23 protein-coding genes and 2 pseudogenes are annotated in these 26,350 nt (G+C 39.8%); 17 read left to right on the top strand and 8 right to left on the bottom strand.

The features are described 5' to 3' along the window. Positions 1-58 precede the first annotated feature (58 nt). The gene (locus CU633_RS16315) at positions 59-463 is read right to left on the bottom strand and encodes a hypothetical protein (RefSeq protein WP_101661652.1); all 405 of its coding nucleotides are present in this window, start codon (positions 461-463) and stop codon (positions 59-61) included. Positions 464-618: 155 nt separating this feature from the next. Between CU633_RS16315 and CU633_RS16310 the strand changes: the two genes are divergently transcribed. From CU633_RS16310 to CU633_RS16250, 13 genes are all read left to right on the top strand, one after another. Continuing rightward, positions 619-1,302 carry an ABC transporter ATP-binding protein gene (locus CU633_RS16310; protein WP_180955001.1) on the top strand — a complete coding sequence of 228 codons (684 nt, stop codon included), beginning with the start codon at positions 619-621 and terminating at the stop codon, positions 1,300-1,302. Then, complete coding sequence (locus CU633_RS16305; protein ID WP_101661650.1) at positions 1,295-3,781, top strand: FtsX-like permease family protein; 2,487 nt, start codon at positions 1,295-1,297, stop codon at positions 3,779-3,781. Before CU633_RS16310 ends, CU633_RS16305 begins: the two co-directional genes overlap by 8 nt. A gap of 458 nt (positions 3,782-4,239) precedes the next feature. After that, positions 4,240-4,524 (top strand): hypothetical protein, encoded by a 285-nt coding sequence (locus CU633_RS16300; RefSeq protein WP_101661649.1) that lies wholly within the window; start codon positions 4,240-4,242, stop codon positions 4,522-4,524. A 162-nt stretch (positions 4,525-4,686) separates the two neighbouring features. After that, positions 4,687-5,292, top strand: coding sequence for a TetR/AcrR family transcriptional regulator (locus CU633_RS16295; protein WP_142383427.1), 606 nt, complete (start codon positions 4,687-4,689; stop codon positions 5,290-5,292). 14 nt (positions 5,293-5,306) lie between these two features. Continuing rightward, positions 5,307-6,785: an o-succinylbenzoate--CoA ligase gene (locus CU633_RS16290; protein WP_101661648.1), complete on the top strand. Its 1,479-nt coding sequence runs from the start codon at positions 5,307-5,309 to the stop codon at positions 6,783-6,785. An 18-nt stretch (positions 6,786-6,803) separates the two neighbouring features. Continuing rightward, the gene (locus tag CU633_RS16285) at positions 6,804-7,223 is read left to right on the top strand and encodes a MaoC family dehydratase (protein ID WP_101661647.1); all 420 of its coding nucleotides are present in this window, start codon (positions 6,804-6,806) and stop codon (positions 7,221-7,223) included. Next, positions 7,220-8,230, top strand: a complete 1,011-nt coding sequence (locus CU633_RS16280) for a 3-oxoacyl-ACP synthase (protein WP_101661646.1) — start codon at positions 7,220-7,222, stop codon at positions 8,228-8,230. Before CU633_RS16285 ends, CU633_RS16280 begins: the two co-directional genes overlap by 4 nt. Positions 8,231-8,268: 38 nt before the next feature. Continuing rightward, the gene (locus CU633_RS16275; protein ID WP_374703382.1) at positions 8,269-10,071 is read left to right on the top strand and encodes a 6-bladed beta-propeller; all 1,803 of its coding nucleotides are present in this window, start codon (positions 8,269-8,271) and stop codon (positions 10,069-10,071) included. 15 nt (positions 10,072-10,086) lie between these two features. Beyond that, positions 10,087-11,310, top strand: coding sequence for a substrate-binding domain-containing protein (locus CU633_RS16270; protein ID WP_101661645.1), 1,224 nt, complete (start codon positions 10,087-10,089; stop codon positions 11,308-11,310). A 96-nt stretch (positions 11,311-11,406) separates the two neighbouring features. Continuing rightward, the gene (locus tag CU633_RS16265) at positions 11,407-12,180 is read left to right on the top strand and encodes an ABC transporter ATP-binding protein (protein WP_101661644.1); all 774 of its coding nucleotides are present in this window, start codon (positions 11,407-11,409) and stop codon (positions 12,178-12,180) included. Then, the gene (locus CU633_RS16260) at positions 12,158-12,862 is read left to right on the top strand and encodes a branched-chain amino acid ABC transporter ATP-binding protein (protein WP_101661643.1); all 705 of its coding nucleotides are present in this window, start codon (positions 12,158-12,160) and stop codon (positions 12,860-12,862) included. Before CU633_RS16265 ends, CU633_RS16260 begins: the two co-directional genes overlap by 23 nt. A gap of 25 nt (positions 12,863-12,887) precedes the next feature. Further along, complete coding sequence (locus tag CU633_RS16255) at positions 12,888-13,760, top strand: branched-chain amino acid ABC transporter permease (RefSeq protein WP_101661642.1); 873 nt, start codon at positions 12,888-12,890, stop codon at positions 13,758-13,760. Next, complete coding sequence (locus tag CU633_RS16250) at positions 13,757-14,752, top strand: branched-chain amino acid ABC transporter permease (RefSeq protein WP_101661641.1); 996 nt, start codon at positions 13,757-13,759, stop codon at positions 14,750-14,752. Before CU633_RS16255 ends, CU633_RS16250 begins: the two co-directional genes overlap by 4 nt. 62 nt (positions 14,753-14,814) lie before the next feature. On the opposite strand, the gene qoxD is transcribed toward CU633_RS16250, so the two are convergent. From qoxD to qoxA, 4 genes are read right to left on the bottom strand one after another with little or no spacing between them, the layout of a single operon-like run. Then, positions 14,815-15,117 carry a cytochrome aa3 quinol oxidase subunit IV gene (gene qoxD / locus CU633_RS16245; protein ID WP_101661640.1) on the bottom strand — a complete coding sequence of 101 codons (303 nt, stop codon included), beginning with the start codon at positions 15,115-15,117 and terminating at the stop codon, positions 14,815-14,817. Continuing rightward, entirely contained in the window at positions 15,118-15,723 is a 606-nt protein-coding gene (gene qoxC, locus CU633_RS16240) for a cytochrome aa3 quinol oxidase subunit III (protein ID WP_101661639.1), read from the bottom strand. After that, on the bottom strand, positions 15,713-17,689 hold the full coding sequence (gene qoxB / locus CU633_RS16235) for a cytochrome aa3 quinol oxidase subunit I (RefSeq protein WP_101661638.1): 1,977 nt from the start codon (positions 17,687-17,689) through the stop codon (positions 15,713-15,715). The genes qoxC and qoxB overlap by 11 nt, the downstream gene beginning before the upstream one ends. Next, positions 17,679-18,731, bottom strand: coding sequence for a cytochrome aa3 quinol oxidase subunit II (qoxA, locus tag CU633_RS16230; protein ID WP_180955000.1), 1,053 nt, complete (start codon positions 18,729-18,731; stop codon positions 17,679-17,681). Before qoxA ends, qoxB begins: the two co-directional genes overlap by 11 nt. Before the next feature lie 799 nt (positions 18,732-19,530). On the opposite strand from qoxA, the gene CU633_RS16225 reads away from it, so the two are divergent. Together CU633_RS16225 and corA are read left to right on the top strand one after the other, a co-directional pair. Then, on the top strand, positions 19,531-20,145 hold the full coding sequence (locus CU633_RS16225; RefSeq protein WP_101661637.1) for a DedA family protein: 615 nt from the start codon (positions 19,531-19,533) through the stop codon (positions 20,143-20,145). 53 nt (positions 20,146-20,198) lie between these two features. Next, positions 20,199-21,149, top strand: a complete 951-nt coding sequence (corA, locus tag CU633_RS16220) for a magnesium/cobalt transporter CorA (protein WP_101661636.1) — start codon at positions 20,199-20,201, stop codon at positions 21,147-21,149. A 329-nt stretch (positions 21,150-21,478) separates the two neighbouring features. Here corA and CU633_RS16215 read toward each other — a convergent pair. After that, positions 21,479-21,682, bottom strand: a pseudogene (locus CU633_RS16215) (GNAT family N-acetyltransferase); the annotation flags it as partial. 246 nt (positions 21,683-21,928) lie between these two features. Continuing rightward, the gene (locus tag CU633_RS16210; RefSeq protein ID WP_101661635.1) at positions 21,929-22,561 is read right to left on the bottom strand and encodes a hypothetical protein; all 633 of its coding nucleotides are present in this window, start codon (positions 22,559-22,561) and stop codon (positions 21,929-21,931) included. Positions 22,562-23,622: 1,061 nt separating this feature from the next. Here CU633_RS16210 and CU633_RS16205 point away from each other — a divergent pair. Together CU633_RS16205 and CU633_RS16200 are read left to right on the top strand one after the other, a co-directional pair. After that, on the top strand, positions 23,623-24,879 hold the full coding sequence (locus CU633_RS16205) for a transposase (protein ID WP_142383425.1): 1,257 nt from the start codon (positions 23,623-23,625) through the stop codon (positions 24,877-24,879). Positions 24,880-25,070: 191 nt separating this feature from the next. Then, positions 25,071-25,352 (top strand): annotated as a pseudogene (locus CU633_RS16200) (CorA family divalent cation transporter); the annotation flags it as partial. A 172-nt stretch (positions 25,353-25,524) separates the two neighbouring features. Here the strand turns inward: CU633_RS16200 and CU633_RS16195 are convergent. Beyond that, positions 25,525-26,094, bottom strand: coding sequence for a GNAT family N-acetyltransferase (locus CU633_RS16195; RefSeq protein WP_101661633.1), 570 nt, complete (start codon positions 26,092-26,094; stop codon positions 25,525-25,527). Positions 26,095-26,350 lie beyond the last annotated feature (256 nt).

The raw sequence follows: 26,350 nt of genomic DNA, 5'->3' as shown, positions 1-26,350 counted from the left end.
TATCATACTTTTAGATTTCTCAAAAAAACAAGTCCTAATTGGACTTGTTTTTTATGAATTATTGATTAATTGTTCCACTACCCTTTACTCTATCGCCTTGATCGCCTGCAGAAGACTTATAAACATTTACATTATAATCGTTTTTAGTTACTGTGCCAAATGATTCTGTGTAGGTGAATCCATTAGCAGTCATTTTCGGAGCTACATAAGTTTTTAATGGCCTAGCAAGATGAACCTGATACTGGGACTTAGTAGATTTTACATCCCCGCTGGCCCAATATGTATTTGCGTTAGCTGTTGTTTTAGTAGTCTTATTCTCTAAAGCAAAATTAGTAGATCCATAGACTGCAGCTGCCATATCAAAAGTGTATCCCTTGCTGTAAGCACTTGCACTAATAGCTACAGTTAAAGTTGGAATTAAAACAGCTGCAGCTATTGTTGTGTTTTTAATAGATTTTTTCATCCATCATCTTCCTCTCTTTTTGTAAATATATTACCAATCCATATACTACCATCTCTGGTAAATAATTTCAAGTATTTTTCTAAATTTATTGAATAACAAAAATTTTTTAAATATAATTGGATTATACTAAAATAATATAAAAGAAGGTGCAATTTTTGAATAGCAAGATATTAAGAGCAGAAAGTGTTCATAAAGTTTATGAAGGGAATGGAAATAAAAGCGTTTTAAAACCAACTTCAATATCTATTAATAAAGGAAGTATTCATGTCATTGAAGGAAAAAGTGGTTCTGGAAAATCGACCTTGCTAAGTATATTGGGTGGTATGGAATTTCCCAGTTCCGGCAAGGTCTTTTTTGAGAATCGCTCAATATATGATTTAGCTGATTCAGAGCAAGCTATGATTAGAGGCCAGTATTTCGGTTTTGTATTTCAGTCGTTCCACTTAATACCTGAGCTTACAATTCGTGAGAATATTGGCCTTCCTCTTCATTTTTCGAAGCAGAAAAATAAAGATGTTGTGGTTGAAGAATTAGCTGAACAGGTAGGCATTGTGCCCCATCTTAGCAAAAAACCTTCTTATTTATCAGGAGGTGAGCAACAAAGAGTTGCAATAGCAAGAGCACTCGTTTCTAAACCTTCTATTCTTTTTGCAGACGAACCTACTGGAAACCTAGATGAAGATACTAGTCAACAAATAGTCAACCTATTAATAAATTATAGCTATCTAAATAATACTGCGCTCGTCATCGTTACTCATGAAAAGCAGCTCATAAAACAGCCTCATAACCTTTATACTATGGCCGATGGTTTACTAAAGGCGGACAAAAAGAATGATTAAATTAACTATTGACACTCTCATACATAGAAAGAAATGGTTCTTTATAATAGTGCTAGTAATTGCACTATCTCTTACGGCCATCATTTCTATTTTTTCAGCCACTCATTCAATAAAAAGTAGTTTACTGTTTGAATCATATCAAAAGTATGGTGAACATTCAGGAGTATTATTAGAAGTAGATAAAGCTAAAGATCAACTAAAAACTGGTTCTGCTCTAGTTGGGGAATTTGCCATTACTGCTTCTTTACCGCTCGAAGGAAATAATCAAATAGCAACTGTTGGTTGGATGGATGAAACAGCTTTAAAGCTAGGACATTTAGATTTGATAAAAGGAAGATTGCCAGCTAAAAACAATGAACTTGCCATAGAAGCATATTATCTATCAAAAATAGATAAAGAATGGGAAATTGGAGAAAAAAGAACTTTAACTATCCTTGATAAACCGATGGAGTATACCTTAGTAGGCATAATTCATGATTATTCAGCCCAATGGAGTGCTCCTATTGGTGTAAAAAAGGGGATAAATGACTTTCCAAACATTTTTGTAAGACAGCAGAATAATCAAACAAGCAATAATTACTTAGTTAAGTTATCAGGTAATATTGAAAAAGCCGAAGAGAAAATGAATGACCTAGTTTATGAAAATAACTATAGAGGATTCATAAACGACAGGCTATTTTATATAGGTTTAATTGATTATGATACTATATCTGTTGTCTCAACCATTTTTCAAATAATCATTTTCGCCCTGTCCTTTATTTGTATAAATAGTCTATTTTCGTATTTTTATATTGACCAGCAGAAAAAAGTTGGTATATATAAAGCTATTGGATTTACCAATGTAGCTTTGTTAAAAATGGCCTTCATACAATGTTTTCTCACTTTCATTTGTGGCATAATATTATCCCTTCCCATGATTATAGGTTCACATTTTTTGATTATTGAATTTACATATGATCAAGGCTTACTAAACTATTCAGATATGCTACCTTTTTTCATTATTTGCATGGTTTGGTTATTGGCATTATTTATACTTGTTTATATTGAGGCTTGTCGCCCTATACTGAGAAATAGAGGAAATTCTGTAATAGGTCTGGTTCGAGGCTTCAAGTTCTCGCAACCACAGTATGATAAATTAATATCTAACAGTCGTTCTTTTTATGTAAAACAACTCTTAATTCAATTATTTAAGTCACCTGCTGGAATGCTGCGGAGTATACTTTCTTTATGCCTTGCAATTTTAACCATTTTTTTCTCAAACTTTTTAGAGAAGGAATCGGTTGGAATTTGGGATGCTCAGAATGATTATCATCTTGTCTCTCAAAAAGCTTATGCATATAAAACCATTAACAATTTTAATGTATTAAAAGAAAAAGAGTTAGCTTTTTCGCCAAAGGAGGTTGCTGGGTTAGCAGCTGCACCAGGAGTCAAGTATATAGAGAAAGTACCATTTATGGATGACGTGCATCCCGTATTAAACCCTGAACAACTCACTCCATTTTTTAATTCTTGGATAGAAGAGTTCCAACCTATTGAAACGGAAAAAAGACCTTTATCTTTTGAAAAAGCTAAACCTGGTGCTAAGCCCCTACCAAACGTTAAGTATGTATTAGTTAATAAAGAGGAATATGATAGTATTGTAAATTCCTACTTTAAAGATAGAGCAGATTATAACAACTTTGAAAATAAAGTATTAATGTTTATTCCCAATGAAATAAATGATAAACAGTTTAATGAGCTCGTTAATGACAATCTAACATTTATCAAATTATCCCAAAGTGTTAAAAGTCTTACTGTAAAGGAATGGCAATTCGAAATTGATAATATCATCACAGAACCATATAGGAGGTATATTGATGATAGTTTAACCTTGGAGAACAATGGAGAAATTACAATCCTTCTTGATGAAAGAACCGCAATAAAAAATAACATGTTAACAGGGTATAAAGATATCATTGTCTATTTAGATGAATCTATATCCAATCAAGATTTAGAAAAAGTCGATTTATTAACGAAAGAGCTGGTTGCTCCAATCCCTGGCAGCCTTTATCAAAATATATCTGAATTTAAGAAAGATGATACAAAAATTTCTTCTCTTGTAGGTGTATTAGGTAAGTTAACCTTTCTTATTTCCATACTATTTTCTTCTATTAGTATCTTTCTAATTATTTTTGGGAAGTTTTTAATTCAAAAATGGCAATGGGGAGTTTATCTTTCACTTGGAATGAGTAAAAAGAAGGTTCTATATTTCTTAAACTATGAGGGAATAGTTTATTTTAGTGTTGCCCTGCTGATAAGTACTTTAGTTATTTCTGTGTCGGTAGTGTTCTTTGGCTTTGTTCACCCTATTAGCTATTATCTAGCGCACTTTTTCCTGGCAGTCACAATTATTTTAATGACGATATTGTTAAATGGGTTAGTCCTTAAGAAAAATATCGATAAGAAAACGATATTAGATTTATTACGTGTGGCCGATTAATTTAACTTTGATACAAAATAAACTTGTCTGCAGGAAATTAAATTTAAAACAAAGACTCTGTTAAAGATTGTTGTTGAAGATGAAAATGAATGGGAGTTGCAAAATTTAGTTAGCGGTATAGACTTCATCGCAAGACTTGAATGAGGTATTCATTCAAGTCTTTGTCGTCTATTATCTTAACTGTACTTAATTGGATTACTATGAACAAACCATTCTTCCCGTACCTGCCAATTATATTTGAATGAATCCAGCATTATAAAATCACTGTCCTTCCTGGCTAGTTATACCGTATTCTATCACGAATTTTAGTATGTTTAGCCAAGGAAAATGGCTTTGGGCTAATGCCTGGTTTATAAATCTATAAGCAGAAAGAGAATGAGAAAGAAATATTGTTCGCGAAAAAAGTTTGACAAATTTGTGAACAAATATAAAATATTCTGTAAAAGGAGATGAAAATCATGAGTGAACAGCAGGTCAAATCGTTGAAGATGATTAAGAATGTAACGACTATGTTTTGGTTATCAGGTTTTTCGCTGTTTTTATTTAGTTTATTTGTAAGCGGTATCAAACAAGGCTATCTTTTTTCGATTAGTTTAAGTATTATGGTGTCATCTATATTGACCTTTGGTTTTTGCATATTCATTAAGATCATGGAAGAAGCAAGCCAAAAAAGGCGGGCTGCCCAATTTCAGCAGAGACAAGCTTCAACCTTTGTCTATAAAAAATCACCGCAATTATATTAATTTCTACGTAACTTTTTATCTTCAAAAAAGACTTGAGAATCCCGGGCAATGGCCGGACTATTCTCAAGTCTTTTTGTTGGTCGTAGATTTAATACATTTTATTAAAAAACATGTTGTAAAATTCAGAAAAGTCTATATAATAAAAACTGAGAGGTGATTCAGGTGTCAGAAAAAGCTGTTTATGATGAGAGGATTTTGACGCAAAAAGGAATGGAAACGAGAGAAAAGCTTTTGGCTGCGGCGGAAGAGGTGTTTGGGAAAAAAGGCTACTATGAAGCTTCGATCGTTAATATTTGCCAGGAAGCAAAAGTGGCCCAGGGAACTTTTTATAACTACTTTCCATCGAAAAAAGATATTTTTGATGAACTAATCCGCCAGTTTAGCCGCGATTTGCGTTTAACGATTAAAGAAGGCATGTCTAAAGCTGTGAATTATGAAGATGCACAGCGAAAGGGTTTCCAGGCGTTTTTTAACTGGGTAAAAAATCGCCGCAATTTATACAGTATTGTCCAGCAGGCGGTAGTTGTCGATGAAGAGCTGTATCGCTGGTATTACGACAAGCTTGCCGCTGGTTTTTTAAAAAGCCTGTCAGCTGGGATCAATGCAGGGGAGTTTAAAGAGATTGACCGGGAAACGGTGGCGTACTGCTTAATGTCGATTGGCCAGTTTCTCGGAATGCGCTGGGTGTACTGGGAAAAGCAAGATGTACCCGGGGAAGCATTTGATGCAGCGATGACTTTAATTTTTGAGGGGTTGAAAAAACAATAAGTGAGGTGGAGTTTATGGAAGGTATTGCCTATTGGATTGAAAAACACGCAAGCATACATCCAGATCGCATTGCCATCATCACCGAACAAGAAAAGATCACCTACAAAGAATTGGACGCGAAAATAAGCAGGGCCGCATCTTACCTGAAGCGGGGACTTGGTGTAAAAAGGGGGGATCGGATTGCGATTTTGTCACAAAACCGTTTGGAATATGTCGTCTTGCTTTTTGCCATTGCGAAAATTGAGTGCATTGCAGTGCCTCTTAATATTCGCTTAACTGTCAACGAGCTTGTCTTTCAGCTAAACGACAGTGAAACGGCTGTTTTATTTGTCGAAGAAGCATTTCAACAGATGGCACAATCATTGAAAAAAGAAGCGGGGATTGAACAAGTAGTGGCGTTAGAGACTTTAAGAGATCTTGAAGAGCTGCCGCAGCATGCTTTCGGTGAAATAAATGAAAACGCTTCCTTTATTATTTGTTACACATCCGGTACGACCGGTAAGCCAAAGGGTGCGGTTTTAACACAAAAAAATATGTTCTGGAATGCGATTAATAATATACTCGCAATCGATTTAACCTCAAAAGATCGTTCGATTGTCTTGCTTCCGCTCTTCCATATCGGAGGAATTGGTTTATTCGCACTTCCGACTTTATTTACCGGAGGAACGATTATTATACCAGGCAAGTTTGAGCCGGCTAAAGCGCTGTCGATGGTCGAAGAACATCAGGCGACGGTCGTGATGGGCGTACCTGCCATCCATCAAGCCCTGTTAAAATGCCCGTCATTCCAGACGACAAAGTTGCACTCTGTCCGCTGGTTTTATAATGGCGGCGCCCCCTGTCCGCACGAACTGATTAAAGCGTTTGTCGATAAAGGCTTTCTTTTCGGGCAAGGGTTTGGGATGACGGAAACATCGCCGACTGTCTTCATGCTATCAAAGGAAGATGCAAGCCGGAAAATAGGGTCAATTGGCAAGCCTGTTCTTTTTTGTGACTACATGCTTGTCGACCGACAAGGAAATGAAGTTGGAACGGGAGAGGTGGGTGAGTTAATCGTACGGGGACCGAATGTGATGAAAGAATACTGGAAAAGGCCGGAAGCAACAAGCGACGCGATCCGGGATGGCTGGCTTTATACAGGGGATTTAGCAAGAGTCGATGATGAAGGATTCCTGTACATTGTCGGAAGAAGAAAAGAAATGATTATTTCGGGCGGGGAAAATATTTATCCGCTTGAAGTAGAACAAGCAATCAGCCAGCTTCCGGACATAGACGAAGTAGCGGTAGTTGGAGTTGCTGATTCGATCTGGGGAGAAGTACCGGCCGCTTATGTCGTGAAAAGTGAGGGAAGCCGGTTAACAGAGGATGATATCATCGACCATTGCCGCAGATTATTGGCCAAATATAAAGTTCCAAAAGAAGTGGTCTTTTTAGATGAACTGCCGAAAAATTCAACCGGGAAAATCCAAAAAAACCGTCTCGTAACTAATTAAGAAGCAGGTGAAAAGAAAATGGCCCGATTTACAGTAGGACAGCAGGCGTCGTGCAGCAAAACAATCACAGAAACCGATTTTGTTTTATTTGCCGGTATAAGCGGCGATTTTAACCCGATCCATATCGATCGTGAATATGCGAAGAAAACAAGGTTCAATCAGCGGATTGCGCATGGTTTACTAACTTCAAGTTTATTGTCACAGCTTCTCGGTATGCATTTGCCGGGAAAAGGCTCCGTGTATATGGAACAAACGATCCGTTTCAAAGCCCCCGTTTTTATCGGTGATACGATCACCGCAACAGCCACTGTCGAAGAATTCATCAAAGAAAAGAACATCTTAAAGCTGTTAACCGAATGCCATAATCAAAAGGAGGAGCTTGTACTGACAGGGTCAGCTGTAATGATGGTTCCGAAGGAGGATGAGGTAATATCGTGAACATCGGGATTGAAGCGACAAGCACGTATTTTCCAAAAGGGATCGAAACAGCAGCCGTCCTGGCCGAAAAGACAGGGATACCCGAAAATATCATTATTGAAAAGTTTGGCTTGTACGAAAAGCATGTAGCCGATGATACGATGCATGCTTCCGATCTGGCGATTGCAGCGGCCCGGCCGATTTTGGCAAAAGCAGATCCGCTGTCAATAGATGTGGTCATCTATTTTGGCAGCCCGCATAAAGACTACCATGTTTGGTCGAGTGCCCCGAAAATTCAATATGAGCTTGGAACGAAAAATGCCTATGCCTTTGAAATGATGAATGTCAGCTCCTGTTTTCCAATCGCCTTAAAAGTCGCCAAGGACATGCTGAAATCCGATCACTCGATTCACAACATTTTACTAGTCGGTGGATGCAAGGAATCGCAAATCGTTGATTACGATAATCCGCGCTCGCGATTTATGTTTAATTTCGCTGATGGCGGGACTGCTGCTTTAGTTAAACGGGGAGCAACAATGAGCGGTATTTTGGAAAGCGCTATCATAACCGATGGTTCTTTTCATGACGATGTCCGAATTCCAGCAGGCGGGTCAAAACATTTTGCCAGTTTTGAGACCGTTGAAAAACGTCAGCATTATATCGATGTCGTCGATCCTGCCAGCATGAAAGCGCGGCTCGATCCGCTATCGATTCCGTATTTCACACAAGTCATTCGCCAATCACTAAAAAAGAGCGGGTTAACGCCAGAGGATATAAAAATACTTCTGCCGCTGCATACAAAACGTTCCATGTTCAGGGAATTGTTGCAATCCTTAAACTTACCCGAAGACAAAGCAATGTACTTGGATCACCATGGGCATATGTCAGCACTTGATCCTTGTATAGGCCTCCATTTTGCCAGTGAACAGGGAAAGTTAAATCCCGGCGATATTGCTGTCACAGTCAGCGCTGGTACGGGATATACGTGGGCCGCGACTGTAATTGAATGGAAAGGGGAAACGGTATGAAACATATTGCGCGATTTTCGATCATGATTGTCATGATGATGGGCCTGTTTGTGACAGGTGTAAGTGCCTCGACTGTTACATATGAAAAATCGTGGGGCAATGAGCCAGACAGCGCCAATCTGTTCCGGACACCTGTCGCGATGGCACGGGATGCCAGTGGGTATATTTATATGGTCGATATGGGCAATCACCGGATTGTCAAGCTGGATTCTGCCGGAAAGGTTATCAATACATTTGGCCGGTTGGGGAGTGGTCCTGGACAGTTTAACATGCCGTTTGGAATCGCCATTGACAAGGTTGGAAATATATTGGTCGCGGACACAGGGAATTACCGGATTCAAAAGTTTAATTCACAATTTCAATTTATTAAAAGCTGGGGAACGAAAGGAACAGCAAATGGCCAGTTTGGTTTCCCGAGAGAGATCGCTGTTGACGGGAATAACAATTATTACATTACCGATGAATTCAATCATCGCATCCAGAAATACAGCCCGGACGGTCAATATTTACTAACAATTGGGAGCTATGGTAAAGGCAACGGCCAATTGGCCCTGCCCCAGGGAATTGCGATAAACGCGCAAAACGAGATTTATATTGCTGATACGTACAATAATCGCATTCAGGTTTTTAGCGCAACCGGGAGTTATAAACGAAAAATTGGCAGCCTTGGCAATGGAACTGGTCCATACCAATTTTACCATCCGCGGGGTATCAATTTTGACCGGCAAACGGGAGCTTTATATGTAGCCGATACGTATAACAACCGGATTATGAAGTTCAATGCCCAGGACCAATTTTTATATACAACAGGCAGCTTTCCGCAATTTGTTTATCCGAATCAAATTTTGCCTGATGGCCTCGGGAATTTATATATTACAGACACCGGTAATAACCGCCTGCTTGTTTACAAGGAATATGGCTTGTCAGCTTCGTATCACATGTCAGTTGGCAATGCACGGAACGGGGATAAACAGTATGCCGGCCCTTTCGATGTCGAAAGTGATTCATACGGAAATATATTCGTGTCCGATTCCTTTAACCACCGCATCTTAAAATATAATGCCAGCGGCGAAATTGTTGGCAAATGGGGAAGCATGTACGGGTACGGAGGACCATTAGGCTATGGAAGCTATGCCGGCCAATTTTTTGTCCCAAGACAGATTGCGACCGATCGATATGACAATGTTTATGTTGCCGACTCTGTTAACCACCGGATTCAGAAATTTTCGAATTCCGGAGTGTTCCTCGCATCTTACGGTTCTCTCGGTACGTTAAGCGGATATTTTCAATTCCCGTGTGGAGTGGCTGTAGACAGTAAAGGCAATATTTTTGTTGCTGATTCCGAAAACAACCGAATTCAGAAATTCAACTCATTTTTCTATTACGTGAAGGAATGGGGAACAAAGGGGAGCGGGGAAGGACAATTTTCCCAACCGATGCAGCTGGCGATTGACTCAAAGGATAACGTATACGTTGTTGACCGAATTAATAACAGAATCCAAAAATTTGATAACAATGGAAACTTTCTTGCGAAATGGGGTACGAACAACGGAGCAGGAAACCTTGATCCATTGGAAAATTGGCGTGAAGGCCCGGGCGATCTCTTTTTGCCAACAGGCATTTCCATTGATAGCAATGACCGTGTTTACGTGACGGACACATCGAACAATCGCATGAATATTTACGATGAAAACGGCAGATTTATCGAACAGTTTGGCAGCTTCAGTGGAACCGCGGGAAATTTCTTTTCACCACAGGGGCTTGATATTGATAAGAACGGAAATATCATCATTGCGGATGGCCTGCTTCAACGCATTCAATTCTTTAAGAAAGCAAACTAAATGGGGGAATCTATGATGAAAGAAAAAAAGCGTCATTGGCTTAAAACGCTGATTTCGGTATCGATAATTGGTTTACTATTCATAACGTCTGCGTGCTCCGGAGGAAAAGCAAGTTCAAGTGAAGCAAGTAAAGGCACCATTAAGGTAGGTGTTCTCGCTTCGTTAACAGGCGCCCTTGAATCGTATGGGAAACAAACAGTAGAGGGATTTGAGCTCGGTCTCGACTATGCAACAGAAGGAAAACGTGAAGTAGCCGGCAAAAAGATTGAATTTATCGTAGAAGACACGGAGACAAAACCGGATGTTGCTGTTAAAAAAGCGACGAAATTGCTGGAGGAAGACGAAGTTGACTTCCTGGTTGGATCGTCAAGTTCAAGTGACACATTGGCAGTATTGCCGCTTGCGGAGGAATATGAAAAAGTGATGGTTGTTGAGCCGGCCGTTGCTGACAGTATCACAGGGGAGAACTGGAACCGATACATTTTCAGAACGGGGCGAAATTCTTCCCAGGATGCAGTTGCCGGTGCGGCAGCAATCGCTAAAAAAGGGGTTAAAATCGCTACATTCGCTCAAGATAATGCATACGGCCGGGAGGGAGTCGCTGCATTTAAAGAGGGAGCAGAAAAACTGGGTGCAGAGATTATCAATGAACAATATGCCGATGCAGCCTCAACCGATTTTACGGCGAACATTCAAAATATTATTAGCTCAAAGCCCGATTATTTGTTCATCGTTTGGGCTGGTTCGAACGCTCCGTGGAAGCAATTAAAGGACATGAAGCTTGAAGACCAGGGAATCAAAATTTCAACGGCTGCACAGGATATCGCATCACTAAAAACGATGGACGCCCTTGTTGGAATGGAAGGCTTCTCGATTTATTATCATACACTTCCAGACAATAAAGTGAATGATTGGCTGGTGGAGGAACATAAAAAACGGAATAATGGGGCAATTCCGGACTTGTTCACTGCTGGTGGCATGTCAGCGGCCATTTCGATCGTCGAAGCATTAAAACAGACTGAGGGAGATACCGATGTTGATACTCTCATTGAGACGATGGAAGGCATGGAATTTGAGACACCGAAGGGACCGATGAAATTCCGGGCTGAAGACCACCAAGCACTGCAGGCGCTTTATGCGATCACACTGGAAAAACAAGACGGTGTCGACCATCCCGTTCCTGTCCTGGTGAAAGAATTAAGCATGGAAGAAACAGAGCCGCCTATCCGGAATAAATAACTGCAGAAATTAATTTCAGAATAATCAAACAGAAGGGGATGGATCACGCATCTCCTTCTTGCTTGCAAAGCTTAAACAGAAAAGGAGGCTTAAGGCTTGGAGAATTTATTGGAAGCCCGCAATCTCTCTGTGTCTTTTGGAGACCATCAAGTCATTAAAGACGTTCATCTAAATATTCCAAAAGGAAAGCTGACGTCGATTATTGGGCCGAACGGTGCAGGTAAAACGACTTTGTTTAATCTGTTAAGCGGCCAGCTTTCCCCGACAAAAGGAGAGATTTACTTTAAGGAGCGGAATATTACCCGGTTATCGATTGCTAACAGGACCCGGCTCGGCATCGGGCGTTCTTTTCAGCTTATGAATATTTTTCCTGACTTGACAGTGCTTGAAAATGTCCGGCTTGGCGTGCAGTCATTTGCCAAGGATTACTATCGCCTATTTCCGAAACCATCCGGGTTCCGGCAACAGCAAAAACAAGCAAAGCATCTTCTTGAAATGGTCTTGCTTGAGGGAAAAGAAGAAGTCCTTGCAAAAGACCTGGCGCATGGAGAGAAGCGGAAACTGGAACTGGCGATGCTGTTGGCACTTAAGACAGATTTATTGCTGCTTGATGAACCAACAGCCGGCATATCGATAGAAGAGGTTCCGGCCATTTTACAAGTAATCGAGAATATTAAAAAAGAAAGCGACAAAACCATTGTGCTAATCGAGCACAAAATGGAAATGATCCTTCATCTGTCAGACCATCTTGTGGTGCTGTTTCACGGGGAATTACTGGCAGAAGGCTTACCGGACGAGATTATTAAAGATGAACGTGTGCAATCTGCTTATTTAGGGGGCTTGTATAATGACGCTTTTAAAGGTGGTTAATATAGAAACTTATTTGGATCAGTTCCATATTTTACAAGGGGTCTCGTTTAGTGTCGACCGGGGGGCGATAACTGTTTTATTTGGCAGAAATGGTGCCGGGAAAACAACAACGCTCCGTTCGATTATGGGCTTTCATACGATTGCCAATGGAGCTGTTTATTATGGCGAAGAGAAAGTGAGCGGATTGCCGACCCATTTGATTTCACAAAAAGGAATCGGCTATGTGCCGGAAAACCAGGGAATATTCCACGACTTAACGGTGGAAGAAACATTTGCCCTCGCCCAAACGAAAAAAAGTGCCGATACGGAAGAAAAAGTTGACTGGATGCTGGAGTTGTTTCCAGACTTAAAAAAATTTTGGCATAAAAAAAGCGGCCTGTTAAGCGGAGGGCAAAAACAGATGCTTGCCATTTCGCGGGCTTATATAAACAGTGACGGGCTAATGTTAATTGACGAGCCGAGTAAAGGATTGTCACCGATTATGGTTGAAAAGCTCAAGGAATCGATTTTAAAAATGAAAGAAAAAACAACCGTGCTGCTTGTCGAGCAAAATTTTTTGATGGCAAGCCAAATCGGCGAGTATTTTTACATTATGGATGACGGCAAGATTGTCCACAATGGCTTGATGAGTGAACTGAAAGATGATAAAGAAACATGCCGAAAATATTTGGGGATTGCTTGACCGTTAAAGGGAGGTGCAGGCGGAAGTGGAAGTGGTGGTGAATTTATTTGTAAACGGTGTTTCAACGGGAATGCTGATTTTTTTATTGGCATCAGGGCTTACGCTCATTTTTGGGCTCATGAGTGTCCTGAATTTTGCTCATGGCGGCTTGTTCGCCTGGGGAGCTTATATGGGTGTATGGATATTTAATGAAACCGGAAGCTTTATTTTGGCGATAACCGGTGCCGTTGCGATCGGAATGATCCTCGGCTGGATATTGGAGAAATTTTTGATCAGCCCTGTATATGGAAACCATGTCCTTCAGCTTCTTGTTACACTTGGCGGCATGCTTGTATTATCTGAATGCTTAAAAGTGTTTTGGGGACCCAACCCGATTCGCGCTTCATTGCCGGCCTGGCTGCAAGGAAGCCTGGTGTTGGACGGAATTATCCTGATTAAATACCGGTTGTTTGTCATTGTGATTGGCCTGGTTCTCTACGCCGGCTTATTGCTGCTGTTGAAGAAAACAAAAATAGGGCTGATGATCCGTGCCGGCGTCATTGACAAGGAGATGGTCCAGGCACTGGGCATAAACATCAAAGCCATTTTCTCCTTTGTATTTTTAATGGGAGCCGGGATGGCTGCATTGGGCGGTTCATTGCTCGCGCCGTATTCCGGTGTTGTTTTTGCAGAAATGGGCATGCAGTATGCTGTTTTGGCTTTTATCGTCGTCATTATTGGCGGGATGGGGAGCGTCCAGGGTTCTGCTGTTGCTTCCCTTATCGTCGGGATAGCAGGAGCCTTTATGGCGTATTATCTTCCTGATTTATCACTTGCCATGAATATGTTGCTGCTTTTGTTCGTCTTATTGGTCAAGCCGACAGGACTTTTTGGTGAAAAAGGGGTGAGTTCGTCATGACCGAATTGTCGAAACGGATTCAACTACCGTGGGGGATAGCCGTTCTTTTCTTTTTAATGCTGTTTCCGGTCATAAATGACTCCCGGAGCATGCTGATTTTGTTTACGCAAATATTTATTTTCGCCATTTTTGCGATGAGTTTTGATATCCTCCTGGGTTATACGGGAATTGTTTCATTTGGGCATTGTATGTTTTTTGGGATAGGTTCGTATAGCATTGCGCTCATGCTCGATCGTTATGAGGCAACGTTAATGAACTTTTTCATTGGTGTATGTGTTGCGGTTGCTCTGGCGGCGCTGGTTAGTTATATCATTGGCATGCTGTCACTGCGATTAAAAAGCCATTTTTATGCGATGCTCACACTTGCTGTTTCCCAGCTATTTCTTGTGCTTGCGGAAAAATGGCGGACGTTGACCCATGGAAGCGACGGCTTCACTTTCCGTGTACCCGATATTTTTCGGGACCGGTTCTCATTTTACTATATCTCGTTAATTAGTCTTGTTGTCCTTTTCGTATTGCTGCGGCTTTTTACGGCATCATCTTTAGGAAAAGTATTAAAAGCGATTTCCCAAAATGAGCAGCGTGCCGAAGCGCTCGGTTTTAAAATCCTGCATTATAAAGTAATTGCCAGTATTGTAGCCGGAACGGTGGCAGCCTTTAGCGGGGCATTATATGTGGTAACTCTCCGGTTTGTCAATACGTCAGTATTTTCGATTGAAACCACTTTGGATGCATTATTGATGACGATGATTGGCGGACTGGGAACATTAGTGGGGGCGATTGCCGGCGCCGGAGTGGTGGAATTTATCCAGCATTTCCTATCAGAGCTTGCGGCAGACTACCCGATATTTGAAAGGTGGACGATCTTCCTTGGGCTCTTATACATCATTGTTTTATTGGCGTTTCCATCTGGCCTGGCGGGAGGGGTAAAGAGAATAACTGCGGGAAAAAGGAAGAAAGAGAAAGCAGGAAAGCTCAAACAAGCAGCATAAATCGTGTAATAAAAAAATTCCGGCTTGACTCAAGCCGGAATTTTTTCTATAAAACTATCAAATTAATGGGAGTGCATCCCAAATGACATCACCCATACAGAACCTGCCACAATGATAATAGCAGTGAAGATGCCATAAATCACGTTGATCGTTTGTGTTTTGCCATCTTCGCCTTCATTCATGTGCATGAACATCGTCAGCTGAAGGGCAGCCTGCAGCACAGCTAATGTGCCGATGATCATCATGATCATTTTGAAGGATAAACTGGTTTTCAGTGCTATGCCAGCAGCGGCAAAGGTTAGCACCAATGATATAACAAATCCTGCGACATGGCAGATTGGAAAAGCTTTTGTTTTCTTATCCATCTAGGCCACCATCCCTTTTAAATAAACAAATGTGAAAATGAAAATCCAGACAACATCAAGGAAGTGCCAGTACAAACCGATAATGAACGTTTTACGCGCTGTTACCGGTGTTAATCCCCGTTTAACAAGCTGGATGATAATCATAATCGCCCAGCCAATCCCGAGCGTCACGTGTGCCCCGTGCGTTCCAAGCAATACGAAAAAGCTTGACAGGAAGGCGCTGGTTTGCATCGTTGCGCCGTTATGGACGTAATGCGTGAATTCATTTATTTCCATGAAAAGGAACCCTGCACCGAGCAATAAGGTAATGACGAGCCAGGTTAGCAGTCCCTTCAGGTTGCTGCGCCGCATTTCAAAGATTGCGAGTCCCATCGTAAAGCTGCTTGTTAAAAGCAGGATCGTCTGGATCATGACTTCTTTGATCATAATAATATCCTGATGGGTTGGACCGCCTGCATAACGTTGATAAAGTACTGCATAAACACCGAAAAGCGTGGCAAATAAAACAATTTCAGCGCCAAGGAAAATCCAGAACCCGAGAATGTTCAGGCGGCTTTGTTCTGTTTGGTATTCCAAAGGCAATGACGTATTGACATTAGCTGACATGATTATTCACCTCTCCTTCAACGTTTCTCCAAGCGTGTTCTGTTTCTTTGATTTCGTCCACTGGAATGTGGTATCCATCGTTATAATCAAATGAACGAACAATTAATCCTGCAATAATACCAAGACCGGCAATGGCTGCAGCAATATGCCATTCAAATACGAGGAAGAATCCTGCAATACCGAATGCAACGCACATAATGAAAGGCAGGCCGGAGTTGCTTGGCATGTGAATTTCTTCGATTTCTTTATCTGAAAGTGTTAAACCTTTTTTCGTTTTCTTCATGTGCCAGAAAGCATCCTGAGTTTCTACTGCATGCAATTTTGCAAAATTGTAGTGCTGAACAGGTGATGCTGTAGCCCATTCCAATGTTCTTGCATCCCAAGGATCGCTCGAAATATTGCGGTCGGCATAGCGGATGCTCCAATAGATGTTATAGCAGAAGACGGCGAAGCCTGCCGCCAGTATGACTGAACCGATAGCCGATAAGCCAAACAATGGGGCAAATCCTGATTCAGCTGAATATGTGTAGGCACGGCGAACGGCCCCGTTTAAGCCAAGGAAGAACATCGGCATGAATGTAACGTTGAAACCAATGACAAACAGCCAGAAATGCCACTTTCCAAGTCTTTCGTTCAGCATATGGCCAAACATTTTTGGCCACCAGTAGTAAAGTGCGCCAAATACGGCAAATACAACACCAGGAATAAGCACGTAATGGAAGTGAGCGACCAGGAACAGTGTGTTATGGTACTGGTAGTCAGCTGCACCCATCCCAAGCATGACACCTGTTACGCCTCCAATAACAAAACATGGAACGAAGGCGAGCGCCCAAAGCATTGGGGTAGCCATTTTAATCCGGCCCTTTCGCATTGTGAACAGCCAGTTGAAGACTTTCACACCAGTCGGCACGGCAATTGCCATTGTTGTAATCGAGAAAAATGAGTTTACACCAGGTCCTGCACCCATCGTATAGAAGTGGTGGACCCAAACAACCATACTTAACACGGCAATACCGACAATCGAGCCGACCATTGATTTATAGCCGAATAGAGATTTACGCGAAAATGTTGCAATAATCTCTGAAAAAATACCGAAAGCAGGTAAAGCGACAATATATACTTCCGGATGGGCCCATAACCAGAAAAGGTTGGCCCAGAGCATATCCATCCCGCCGCCGGAAAGTGTAAAGAAATGAGTTCCATAGAGGCGGTCAAATGTCATTAACGCAAGCGCGACTGTGAAAATTGGGAAAGCGGCTACGATAATGACAGACGTTACTAATGTCGTCCATGTGAACATTGGCATTTTCATCAATGTCATGCCTTTAGTCCGCATTTTGAGAATCGTAACAATGAAGTTAATCCCTGTCATCAATGTACCTATCCCGGCAATCTGAAGGGCAATCGCATAATAGTTATTGCCGATTCCCGGACTGAATTCTTTTCCTGCGAGAGGAAAATAGGATGTCCAGCCTGCATCAGGTGAGCCACCGACGACAAACGAAATATTGAATAGCATCGCCCCGCTGAAGAACAGCCAGAAGCTTAAGGCATTCAGTTGCGGGAAAGCCACGTCTCTTGCACCGATTTGCAGCGGAATTACGACGTTCATTAAACCGATCAGGAAAGGCATCGCCATGAACAAAATCATAATAACTCCGTGCGTTGTAAAAATTTCATTGTAATGCTGTGCGTCCAAAAGCTGCATTTCAGGACGGGATGTCTGTGCTTTCATCAACAATCCATCCATGCCGCCACGGAAAAACATCAACACTGCTGAAATAATATACATAATTCCAATTCGTTTGTGATCTACAGTGGTCAGCCATTCCGTCCACAGCCATTTCCACTTCTTCAAATAAGTAAGTCCAGCAACGATACCAATCATCGTTAAAAGAATGGCAATCTGTGAACCTAGTAATAATGGGTCTCCAGTTAATAAAATCTCATCCCATTTAATGCCCATGATGGTCACCTCCATCGGCTTGTTCAGTATCTACATGATTTTCATGATGCTCATGTTCTTCATGATGATCTTCTTGTTTATTATCATTTTTGTTTTTATAGTTGTCTTCTTCCTCAAACGTTCTGCCCCGGTAACCATGAGTCTTATAAAGATCCGGGTTTGTATACGTCTTCGAATCCATGTCAGCGTGGTCAACCCATGCTAAATGCGTGTTTGAAAAAGTCATCCGGCCCAAGTGCGTTGGTTCGAGCATTTTCTCATACTCTTTTTCGGTTAGCTTTGGAGCTGTTGCTTGAACCTCATCCACCCACTTGTCAAATTCATCCTGGGTCTGGGCAAGAACTTCAAACTGCATTTCCGCATAACCTTTTCCGTTAAAGTTTGTGTTTCTGCCTTCATACGATCCCGGATTGTCGGCAACAAGATACATTTGCGTTTCCATTTTACCCATTGTGTACTTCTGGCCGCCCAAAGCAGGAACCCAGAAAGATTGCATCGTACTGGCGGAAGTAAGCTTAAATCTGACTGGAGTATCCTCAGGAATGTTCACATAGTTTACAGTTTCAATTCCTTGTTCTGGATAGCTGAAGATCCACTTCCAATCGGCAGAGGTTACATGAATCGTAATCGGTTCCTTATCCTCATAGCCTTTAGGCACATCTTCCAATGCGTAAAGCGTTTTAACTGTTGGAATTGTCAAGGCAAGCACAATAAGAATCGGAATGCCGGTCCAAATAATTTCAAGAAGAGTACTCCCGTGTTCTTCTGGTGGCTCGTAATCCATGTTTTCTTTTCTTTCTCTGTATTTCCAGACGATATAACCAAATAATGCAAATACAACCACCACTACGAGCAGCATCCACCATAAGGACCAATTGATTAATTCCATAATGGATCTCGCTGCAGGACCCTGCGGTTCAAATACAACCATGTCAGGTGCACAGCCACTTAATAAAATGACTGGAATGATGGCAAGAAGAGAAACCAGTTTTTTGATTGGCTTCACTATGTTCACTCCTTTTAGGAAAAAATTATTGTTCATTACATCACAAAAAATGCTCAACTGTTCACACAATCATAAGCATAAACGGCTGACCAAAGTATTTTTCATTAACACTATACATATGATGTTAACATAATTATACTAAAAAAATTGTGACAAAAACGGGAAGGAATTAACTTACAATTTTATTTTGCTCGAGCATTTTTGTTGCATTATAAAGCTTTATCGCTATAGAGGTTGATAGTTACCCGAATATGGAAATAGACTCAAATGATAGTTTCCAAGTATATGAATCTCCATACTATTAAAAGGTATTAAGGAGGCAACCGGAAGCTGGAGGCCTTTAAAATGGCGTTTTAAAAAAAGACTGCCTCAAAGGTAGAATAATATTTTATTACGATAATGTCTAATAAATTGACTTTAGTATAAAGTACGCATATGGAAGAGGCTATCGAGGCTTTTGTGTGTACATGCGTCCACATGGATTGGCGAAAAGCTTATTTTTAAATTCACGATAAAGAGTATGTTATTTTTGTATCAGCAAAATTTGTTAGAATGGAAATTAGTTTCATACTTTCGAATAAAATATAGTGGACAGGATGGTGTGTCCAGGTGAAGTTAAAATATCAACTAACCATGAAGATTGAACTGGTACGGAATCTGTTAATTCGGCCAGTTTTAAGGTATGTGTTTCATTCACGTTTATCCTCTTGTTATAATGATAATTATGATATTATCCTCGACCTTAACATTCAGGAGCGATGTTACGAGAGGGAAGTATAGAATAAGAAGATAATGATTCGAGAAATAAAATAACTATTTTAGGGAGAATATCAAAATGGAAAACTGGATCACAGAAATTATGAATGATTACGGATATTTGGGGATATTTTTGCTTATTGCGCTGGAAAATATTTTTCCGCCAATCCCGTCAGAGGTCATTTTAACATTTGGCGGTTTTATGACAACGACATCAACTATGAGCATAGCGGGAGTTGTCGCCGTTTCTACACTTGGGTCCGTTGCCGGGGCAGGCGTTCTTTATTGGGTTGGCTTGCTGATTAATATGGAACGAATCGAAAAGATCGTCGATAGATGGGGCCATATCCTTCGTCTGACAAAAAAGGATGTCCATAAAGCAAATGAATGGTTTGACAAGTACGGGGTTTGGACGGTTTTCTTCTGCCGGCTGATCCCTTTGATCAGAAGCCTTATTTCTGTGCCGGCGGGTATGGCCCGGATGAACTTTGGGTTTTTCCTCATTTTTACAACAGCCGGGACACTCATCTGGAATATTATCCTCGTCAATATCGGAGCTGCGGTTGGATCTTCCTGGGAAACCATTGTCGGTTATATGGATATTTATTCAAATGTGGTCTACGCTATTTTGGCAGTTCTACTTATTTTATTCGCCGCTCTCTTTATAAAAAATCGCTTACTTAATAAGAAATAAGTTCATTATATTGTAAAAGGAAATATTTTTTGTTCCTATTAGGAGAGGCTGAAATGATCAAAACATGTGCCATTACTCATTCGCACAAATTGGTAAGTGACATAACTATTGAGGAGCTTATTTCAAATAACTATCTGTGGTACTGGATTGATTATTCAGAACCGACAGCTGAAGAAATTCATTCATTACATGATCCTCTTCATTTCCATCCGCTTGCGATTGAAGATTGTACGGTCAGGCTGCAACGGCCGAAGCTGGACTATTATGAGGAACAAGTTTTTTTTGTAACTCATAGTGTAAATCCTGACACGTTCGAGAAAGAAGAAGTAAATATGTTTCTCGGTGAACATTATATCGTTACGTTTCATCAGCATAAATCAAATGAAATTGAAGAGGTATGGAACCGGCTTCACGAATCAAGTAAACTGGAGCAATGGGATCAAAATCTTGTTTTATATCATGTAATCGACAAGTTAGTCGATAATTATTTCCCAATTATTTATAAAATAGAAGATACTCTTAATGAAATTGAAGACAATTCTGCTGATAAGAGTATAGAAGAGCTGCTCGAAGGATTATTTGAAACAAGGCATGATCTGCTGGCATTTAGGCATACCGTTTCTCCGATGAAGGATTTGCTATATCGAATGTTAAATTCACATCGGCTTACAAATCTTCAACACAGAAAAGAATACTTCACTGACATTCATGATCATTTACTGAAATTGTCGGAAATGATTGACACCAATAGAGAAATTACAATGGATATTCGCGATAGCTACCTTTCTTTAAATGCGAATCAAACAAACCGGGTCATGAAGGTCTTAACGGTTATCACCACCATTTTTATGCCGCTGACGTTTATTGCAGGGGTTTACGGAATGAACTTTGAAAACATGCCGGAACTAACCTGGAAATATGGGTACTTTGCCACGTTATTTGTCATGTTTGTTGTCGGGATTGGGATGGCGATATGGTTTAAAAAGAAAGGCTGGTTTAAATAATAAGGCCCAACTTGGAAAGAACAGATTTCTTTTTGAGTTGGGCTTAATTTTTTATTGTAATGAAAAATCGGCGCCAATTATTCCCGATTCGCAGATAAATTCAGGTTTTCGCGGATAAGATTAAAAGCATTTGAATTAGTTAATAGTAAAAGATCAGCGGAGCTGCTGTTGAAGCTCCGCTGATTTATATTAATCAAATTCGAATTACTATTTTTATCATAAAATCCAACATTTCATGTACGCTATTATCTTAATCAAACGATTGATTAATTTTATTAGACTACTCTTGAGCTAGACATTACATCGGTATATTTTCTCTCAAAGATAACTTAAGATGAAAACTCTTCTTTTAAAACTGAATACATCTTTAAATCCCAATGGCTGCCTTTTACAAATATGCCTTTCCTTAAAACACCTTCAAACGACATTCCTGCCTTTTCCATCACCCTTGCTGATGCTTTGTTTTCAACAAAGCATCTTGCTTGAATCCGAATTAATTCCATATTTTTAAATCCAAATTCAATAATCGCTTTTAGCTCGTATAATTTTTCCAGCTAATATTAGTACTGATCCGATAATTAACATACTGTAGAAAGCTTGTCGTGTTAATCCCAATCCTAATGGGTAAATAATGGATAATAATATAATCATTATTCCTAGGATTTGAAGGATAAAAGTTATTAATTTTTTATTCATTTTCCCCTCCGCATAATTGTCATTTTATTGTTTAAAAAAGGTTTGGATATTATCCAAACCTTTTTTTATTATTTAATTGATATCTACATTGGACATATTGATGTCCATTTTCCTTGAACACATATTCTATAAGAAGGTATCCAACAAGCAACTCCTTGAACTCCTGAACATAATAACCATCCTGCTATAGTCGTCTTCATTCCTATAGCTCCACAACCAACTGAAAAGAAGTAATCGCACCAAGAACTTCTATTGCTTTTAGACGTTTCATACTTTGAGCATTGCCAACATACAGTACCAGCAGCTTGAATAGCTGCTCCAGAACCATCAGAAGCCTGCAATGCTTCTTCCTCTTTTGCCTCATTTAGTTCTTGTTCTAAGTTATTCTCTATTTCAGAAATATATTCTTGAAAACCTTCGACTTGAGAAACATCATGGTACTCAACCGTTTCTTCAATGAGGTTATGTAGTGCTATGCGTTTGCTAGTATATAGTTCACTATAATCAACAATATACTCTTCTAGAGTTCCCTTTTCATAATCAATTACATATGTTAAATAGGAATTTACTTTTACTATTTCATCTTCATCATTTTTAAAATCAAACTCAAACCTTGCAACTCTACCTATAGGAACTGCTTCTTGCACAGTTTCATGTAATAATGGTTCATCTAATAATTTCTTATATTCCTTAAAGGAATCTGTTTTTTTGATCATTTTCAAGAATTCTTTTTCTGAAATAGGGGCCAGTAGCTTCCGCAGTAAATCCATTTGGAAATAACAATGACAATAGAATTATAGGAATCATGAACAAGTTAATACCTTTCACTTTACCACTCCTTATATTCATATTTGTTTTATATTAGGTTAATTACCAATATATATAAATCTAACATTTCTCAGAATTTTTTCAATAGCATTATAAAAATTGTATAGAATTCATCAGAGGAAATCTAATTTCCTGTCTTGTCAGTTATTGATGAATTATTGATGAATCTAATACAAGCACTCATAATTGAACTTGAAATACTAAAATTGTGTCTATAGTCACTAATTCTTGTGAAGTTACAGCAGCCCTTTCTAATCTCGTGCCAAATTATATCACTGTGATCCGTGTGCAGGTACCAATTGCGTTCATCACTTTGAGGTTTTTACTAAAATACCTTATTTCCAGGGTTACAGATGATTATCGGAGTTGTCTTGATTATTGTGATGTGGAGTAGGGAGCTCTCGATATTGTTCATTAAATTGTTGTAATGACACTTATACGTTTGGTGGAAAAATGAAATGCACATGCTAGTATTGACATGAAGATAATATTTTTAGAAGTGTAATGGAACGTATTTTACGCATAAGGTACTCTATGGTTCGATAGTAAAATGATCCTTGGGGGTGAAAAAAATTGCTTCTTAACATTATGATTCCCGGCATTAGTATTTTAGTATTATAGTTTGTGGCATTTTTGTTTTTAAACTGATTCAGAATATGAGAAACAACCGAAATTGAATATCTTTTGTTACAGCAACGAAACAAGCTATTCATCTTTACAGCTTGTTTTTTGTTTTTTTATACAGGTAAACCGTCACATGTTTACACAGAAATCTCGGAATTCAAATAAATAACCGGTCATAAACCTTGGAATAACAAAGGGTTTCAGGAATCTAGCCTTTGTGAGGATTTTCCCATTTTTGCTGGAAATTGATGTGACTTGGAAGGAATTTTTGTCAAAAAAAAGAAACCTCCTAAGTAAGACGAAAAACTTAAGAGGTGAGCTCACTGTGGCTAGACAGTGGCTCAGGCAACTGATCAGTTGTACTTCTAAAATATACGATTTGAAGCAATTGATCAAGTTGTATGAGGATTCAAGAATCTATCCCCGGATTAAACCAGAGGTCATTGGATTGTGCATGCTATTTGGCTATCTGTTTCGAATGCCAAGCCTTGAAAGGCTTGAATACTGGATCCGTTGTGGGGTGTTCCGGAGATTGGCGAAAGGACAACAACTGCCTACTGTGGACACGATTCGGGAGTCACTGCGCGGGGCGGATTTGAGCCAGCTTCAGCTCATGAACGAACAAATTATTAAAAAAGCGCGTCGCAATAAAGTCCTCCGCGGGGGCACGATTGATGGATGGGTTGTATCAGCCATTGATGGAGTCGAGCTGTTTGAGAGTGTGAAAAAAAGCAGTCAGGAGGCCCTCACTCGCGTAATAGATGGGGTCACACATTATTACTATCGTTTTGTCGGCTGTATGACAATCGGGATGGAGCCGCGAATCGTATGGGGAATGGAACCTTTAAAAGTCAGGGAAGGCGATAGCTGCCAAAAGGATGAGGGCGAAATTACTGCCGCCAAACGGCTTGTCAAACAGTTATACGAAAGGTTTCATCATTTTACAGATATTCTCGTTTGTGATGCACTGTATGCGAAAGCTCCATTTATTAATCTAGTCACCAGTTTCAATATCGATTTGATCATCCGAATGAAGGATATGCGCCTTGATATCGTCAAGGATGCACTCGGTCTATTCTCGAAGAGAAAACCAGACCGTGTGTGGACAACAAAGGAAAAAAATCAAGTGATCCGAGTGGAAGCCTGGGAAGCCTATGATATGGAGATGGCCAATGTGCTGGTAGGCATCAGATTTGTACGCTTTGTCGAGCATACCCAGATTTTACGCCGCGGAAAAGTGATAAAGACGGAGACGAAAGAGATCTTGTTGGTCACAACCTGTCAGGAAGAAGTGAAAGCAGAATCAATATGGAAAATGATCCATAAACGATGGGACATTGAAAACTGCTTATTTCACCAATTAAAAACCCACTGCCACATGGATCATCGTTTTGTGGATGGACTTCACGCGATTACTGCATGCATTTACCTGCAAATGGTCGCCTTTAATTTATGGCAGTTATATCTTTTTCGTTATTTGCGGCAGTATGACCAAAAAAAGCACCCTCAAGTGGCGGTAGCTGAAAGAATGAGGATAGAATGTGAAATCGATTCGATGATCCCTCCATTATTATCTGGATAAATAAATGACTCACCACCGTCATTCGAGTTAGAATGATCGTTAAAGGGGGAGAGAATGTCGAAACATGCTACTCCCCTAGCCTTTTATGGGCTTTTCAAGGTTGATACAAGTCGAAAATGAAAAGACTTTGCCGAATCGTGTATGGTTAATACTAACCAGCTGAAAATGGAAAATCGATCCGAGATCTCTGAAAATTATCGGAAATGATTGACACCAATAGAGAAATTACAATGGATATCCGCGATAGCTACCTTTCTTTAAATGCGAATCAAACAAACCGGGTCATGAAGGTTTTAACGGTTATCACCACCATTTTTATGCCGCTGACGTTTATTGCAGGGGTTTACGGAATGAACTTTGAAAACATGCCGGAACTAACCTGGAAATATGGGTACTTTGCCACGTTATTTGTCATGTTTGTTGTCGGGATTGGGATGGCGATATGGTTTAAAAAGAAAGGCTGGTTTAAATAATAAGGCCCAACTTGGAAAGAACAGATTTCTTTTTGAGTTGGGCTGGAGCTGGCTTTGCTCCGCTTGTATATTAAAGAAATATATTTTATGATGACATGAGATTTATGTTTGTTATTTGAATATAATGGTCGCACATTCTCTTTTGGGAGCAATCATTTCAAGACACTTGTCATTAATACCGCGCCGAAAACTCTTCTTTTAAAACTGAATACATCATTATATCCTGATGCCTGCCTTTTACTAACATTGATTTCCTCAACACGCCTTCAAACGACATTCCTGCCTTTTCCATCACCCTTGCTGATGCTTTGTTTTCAACAAAGCATCGTGCTTGTATTCGAACTAAATCCATGTTAGTAAATCCAAATTGAATAATTGTTATTGCTGCTTCAGTCGCAATGCCTTTACCCCAGTACTGCGGAGCCAGGACATAACCAATTTCAGCGCTGTTATGCGCAGGCTTCCACCACACAAAATCAATGGTTCCGATCAATCTCTTGTTTTCTTTATATTCTATTCCCCAAGGAGCAACTTTCTTGTTTTCATATTGTTGTAAAACAAAGTCGAGGAATTCTCTAGTATCTGCGAGAGAACGATGAGTATCCCAGGTTACATATTTTGAAACTTCTTCATCTGATCCATAAGAATGAATATCTTCTAAATCTTCCAAGGTTAATTTTCTTAAGACAAGTCGTTCTGTCTCCAGAACAGGCAAATCCCCATAAATATCTTCAATCTCCATAAAATCACCCCAGTATATGTTAGTAATTTCCATTATATATGAAATCATTTTTTTAAGACAGGCTTTTATAGAAAAATTATTAGAAAAAATATTACTATATGAAGACACTTTTCTCCTGCTAGAATAAAATTATCTGGAGGTGAAAAAATTGGTTCTTAATATTGTTTATCCGCTAATTATTTTTTTATTTTTATTCACTAGCGTTGCACTAATTAAATCAGATGATTTGAAATACTAACAATCTTCAAAAATTACT

The sequence above is a fragment of the Bacillus sp. V3-13 genome (assembly GCF_002860165.1).
Classification (GTDB): Bacteria; Bacillota; Bacilli; order Bacillales; family Cytobacillaceae; genus Bacillus_BJ.
The sequence above is the reverse complement of the archived record's forward strand: the minus strand, read 5'-3'. Positions and strand labels throughout refer to the sequence as shown.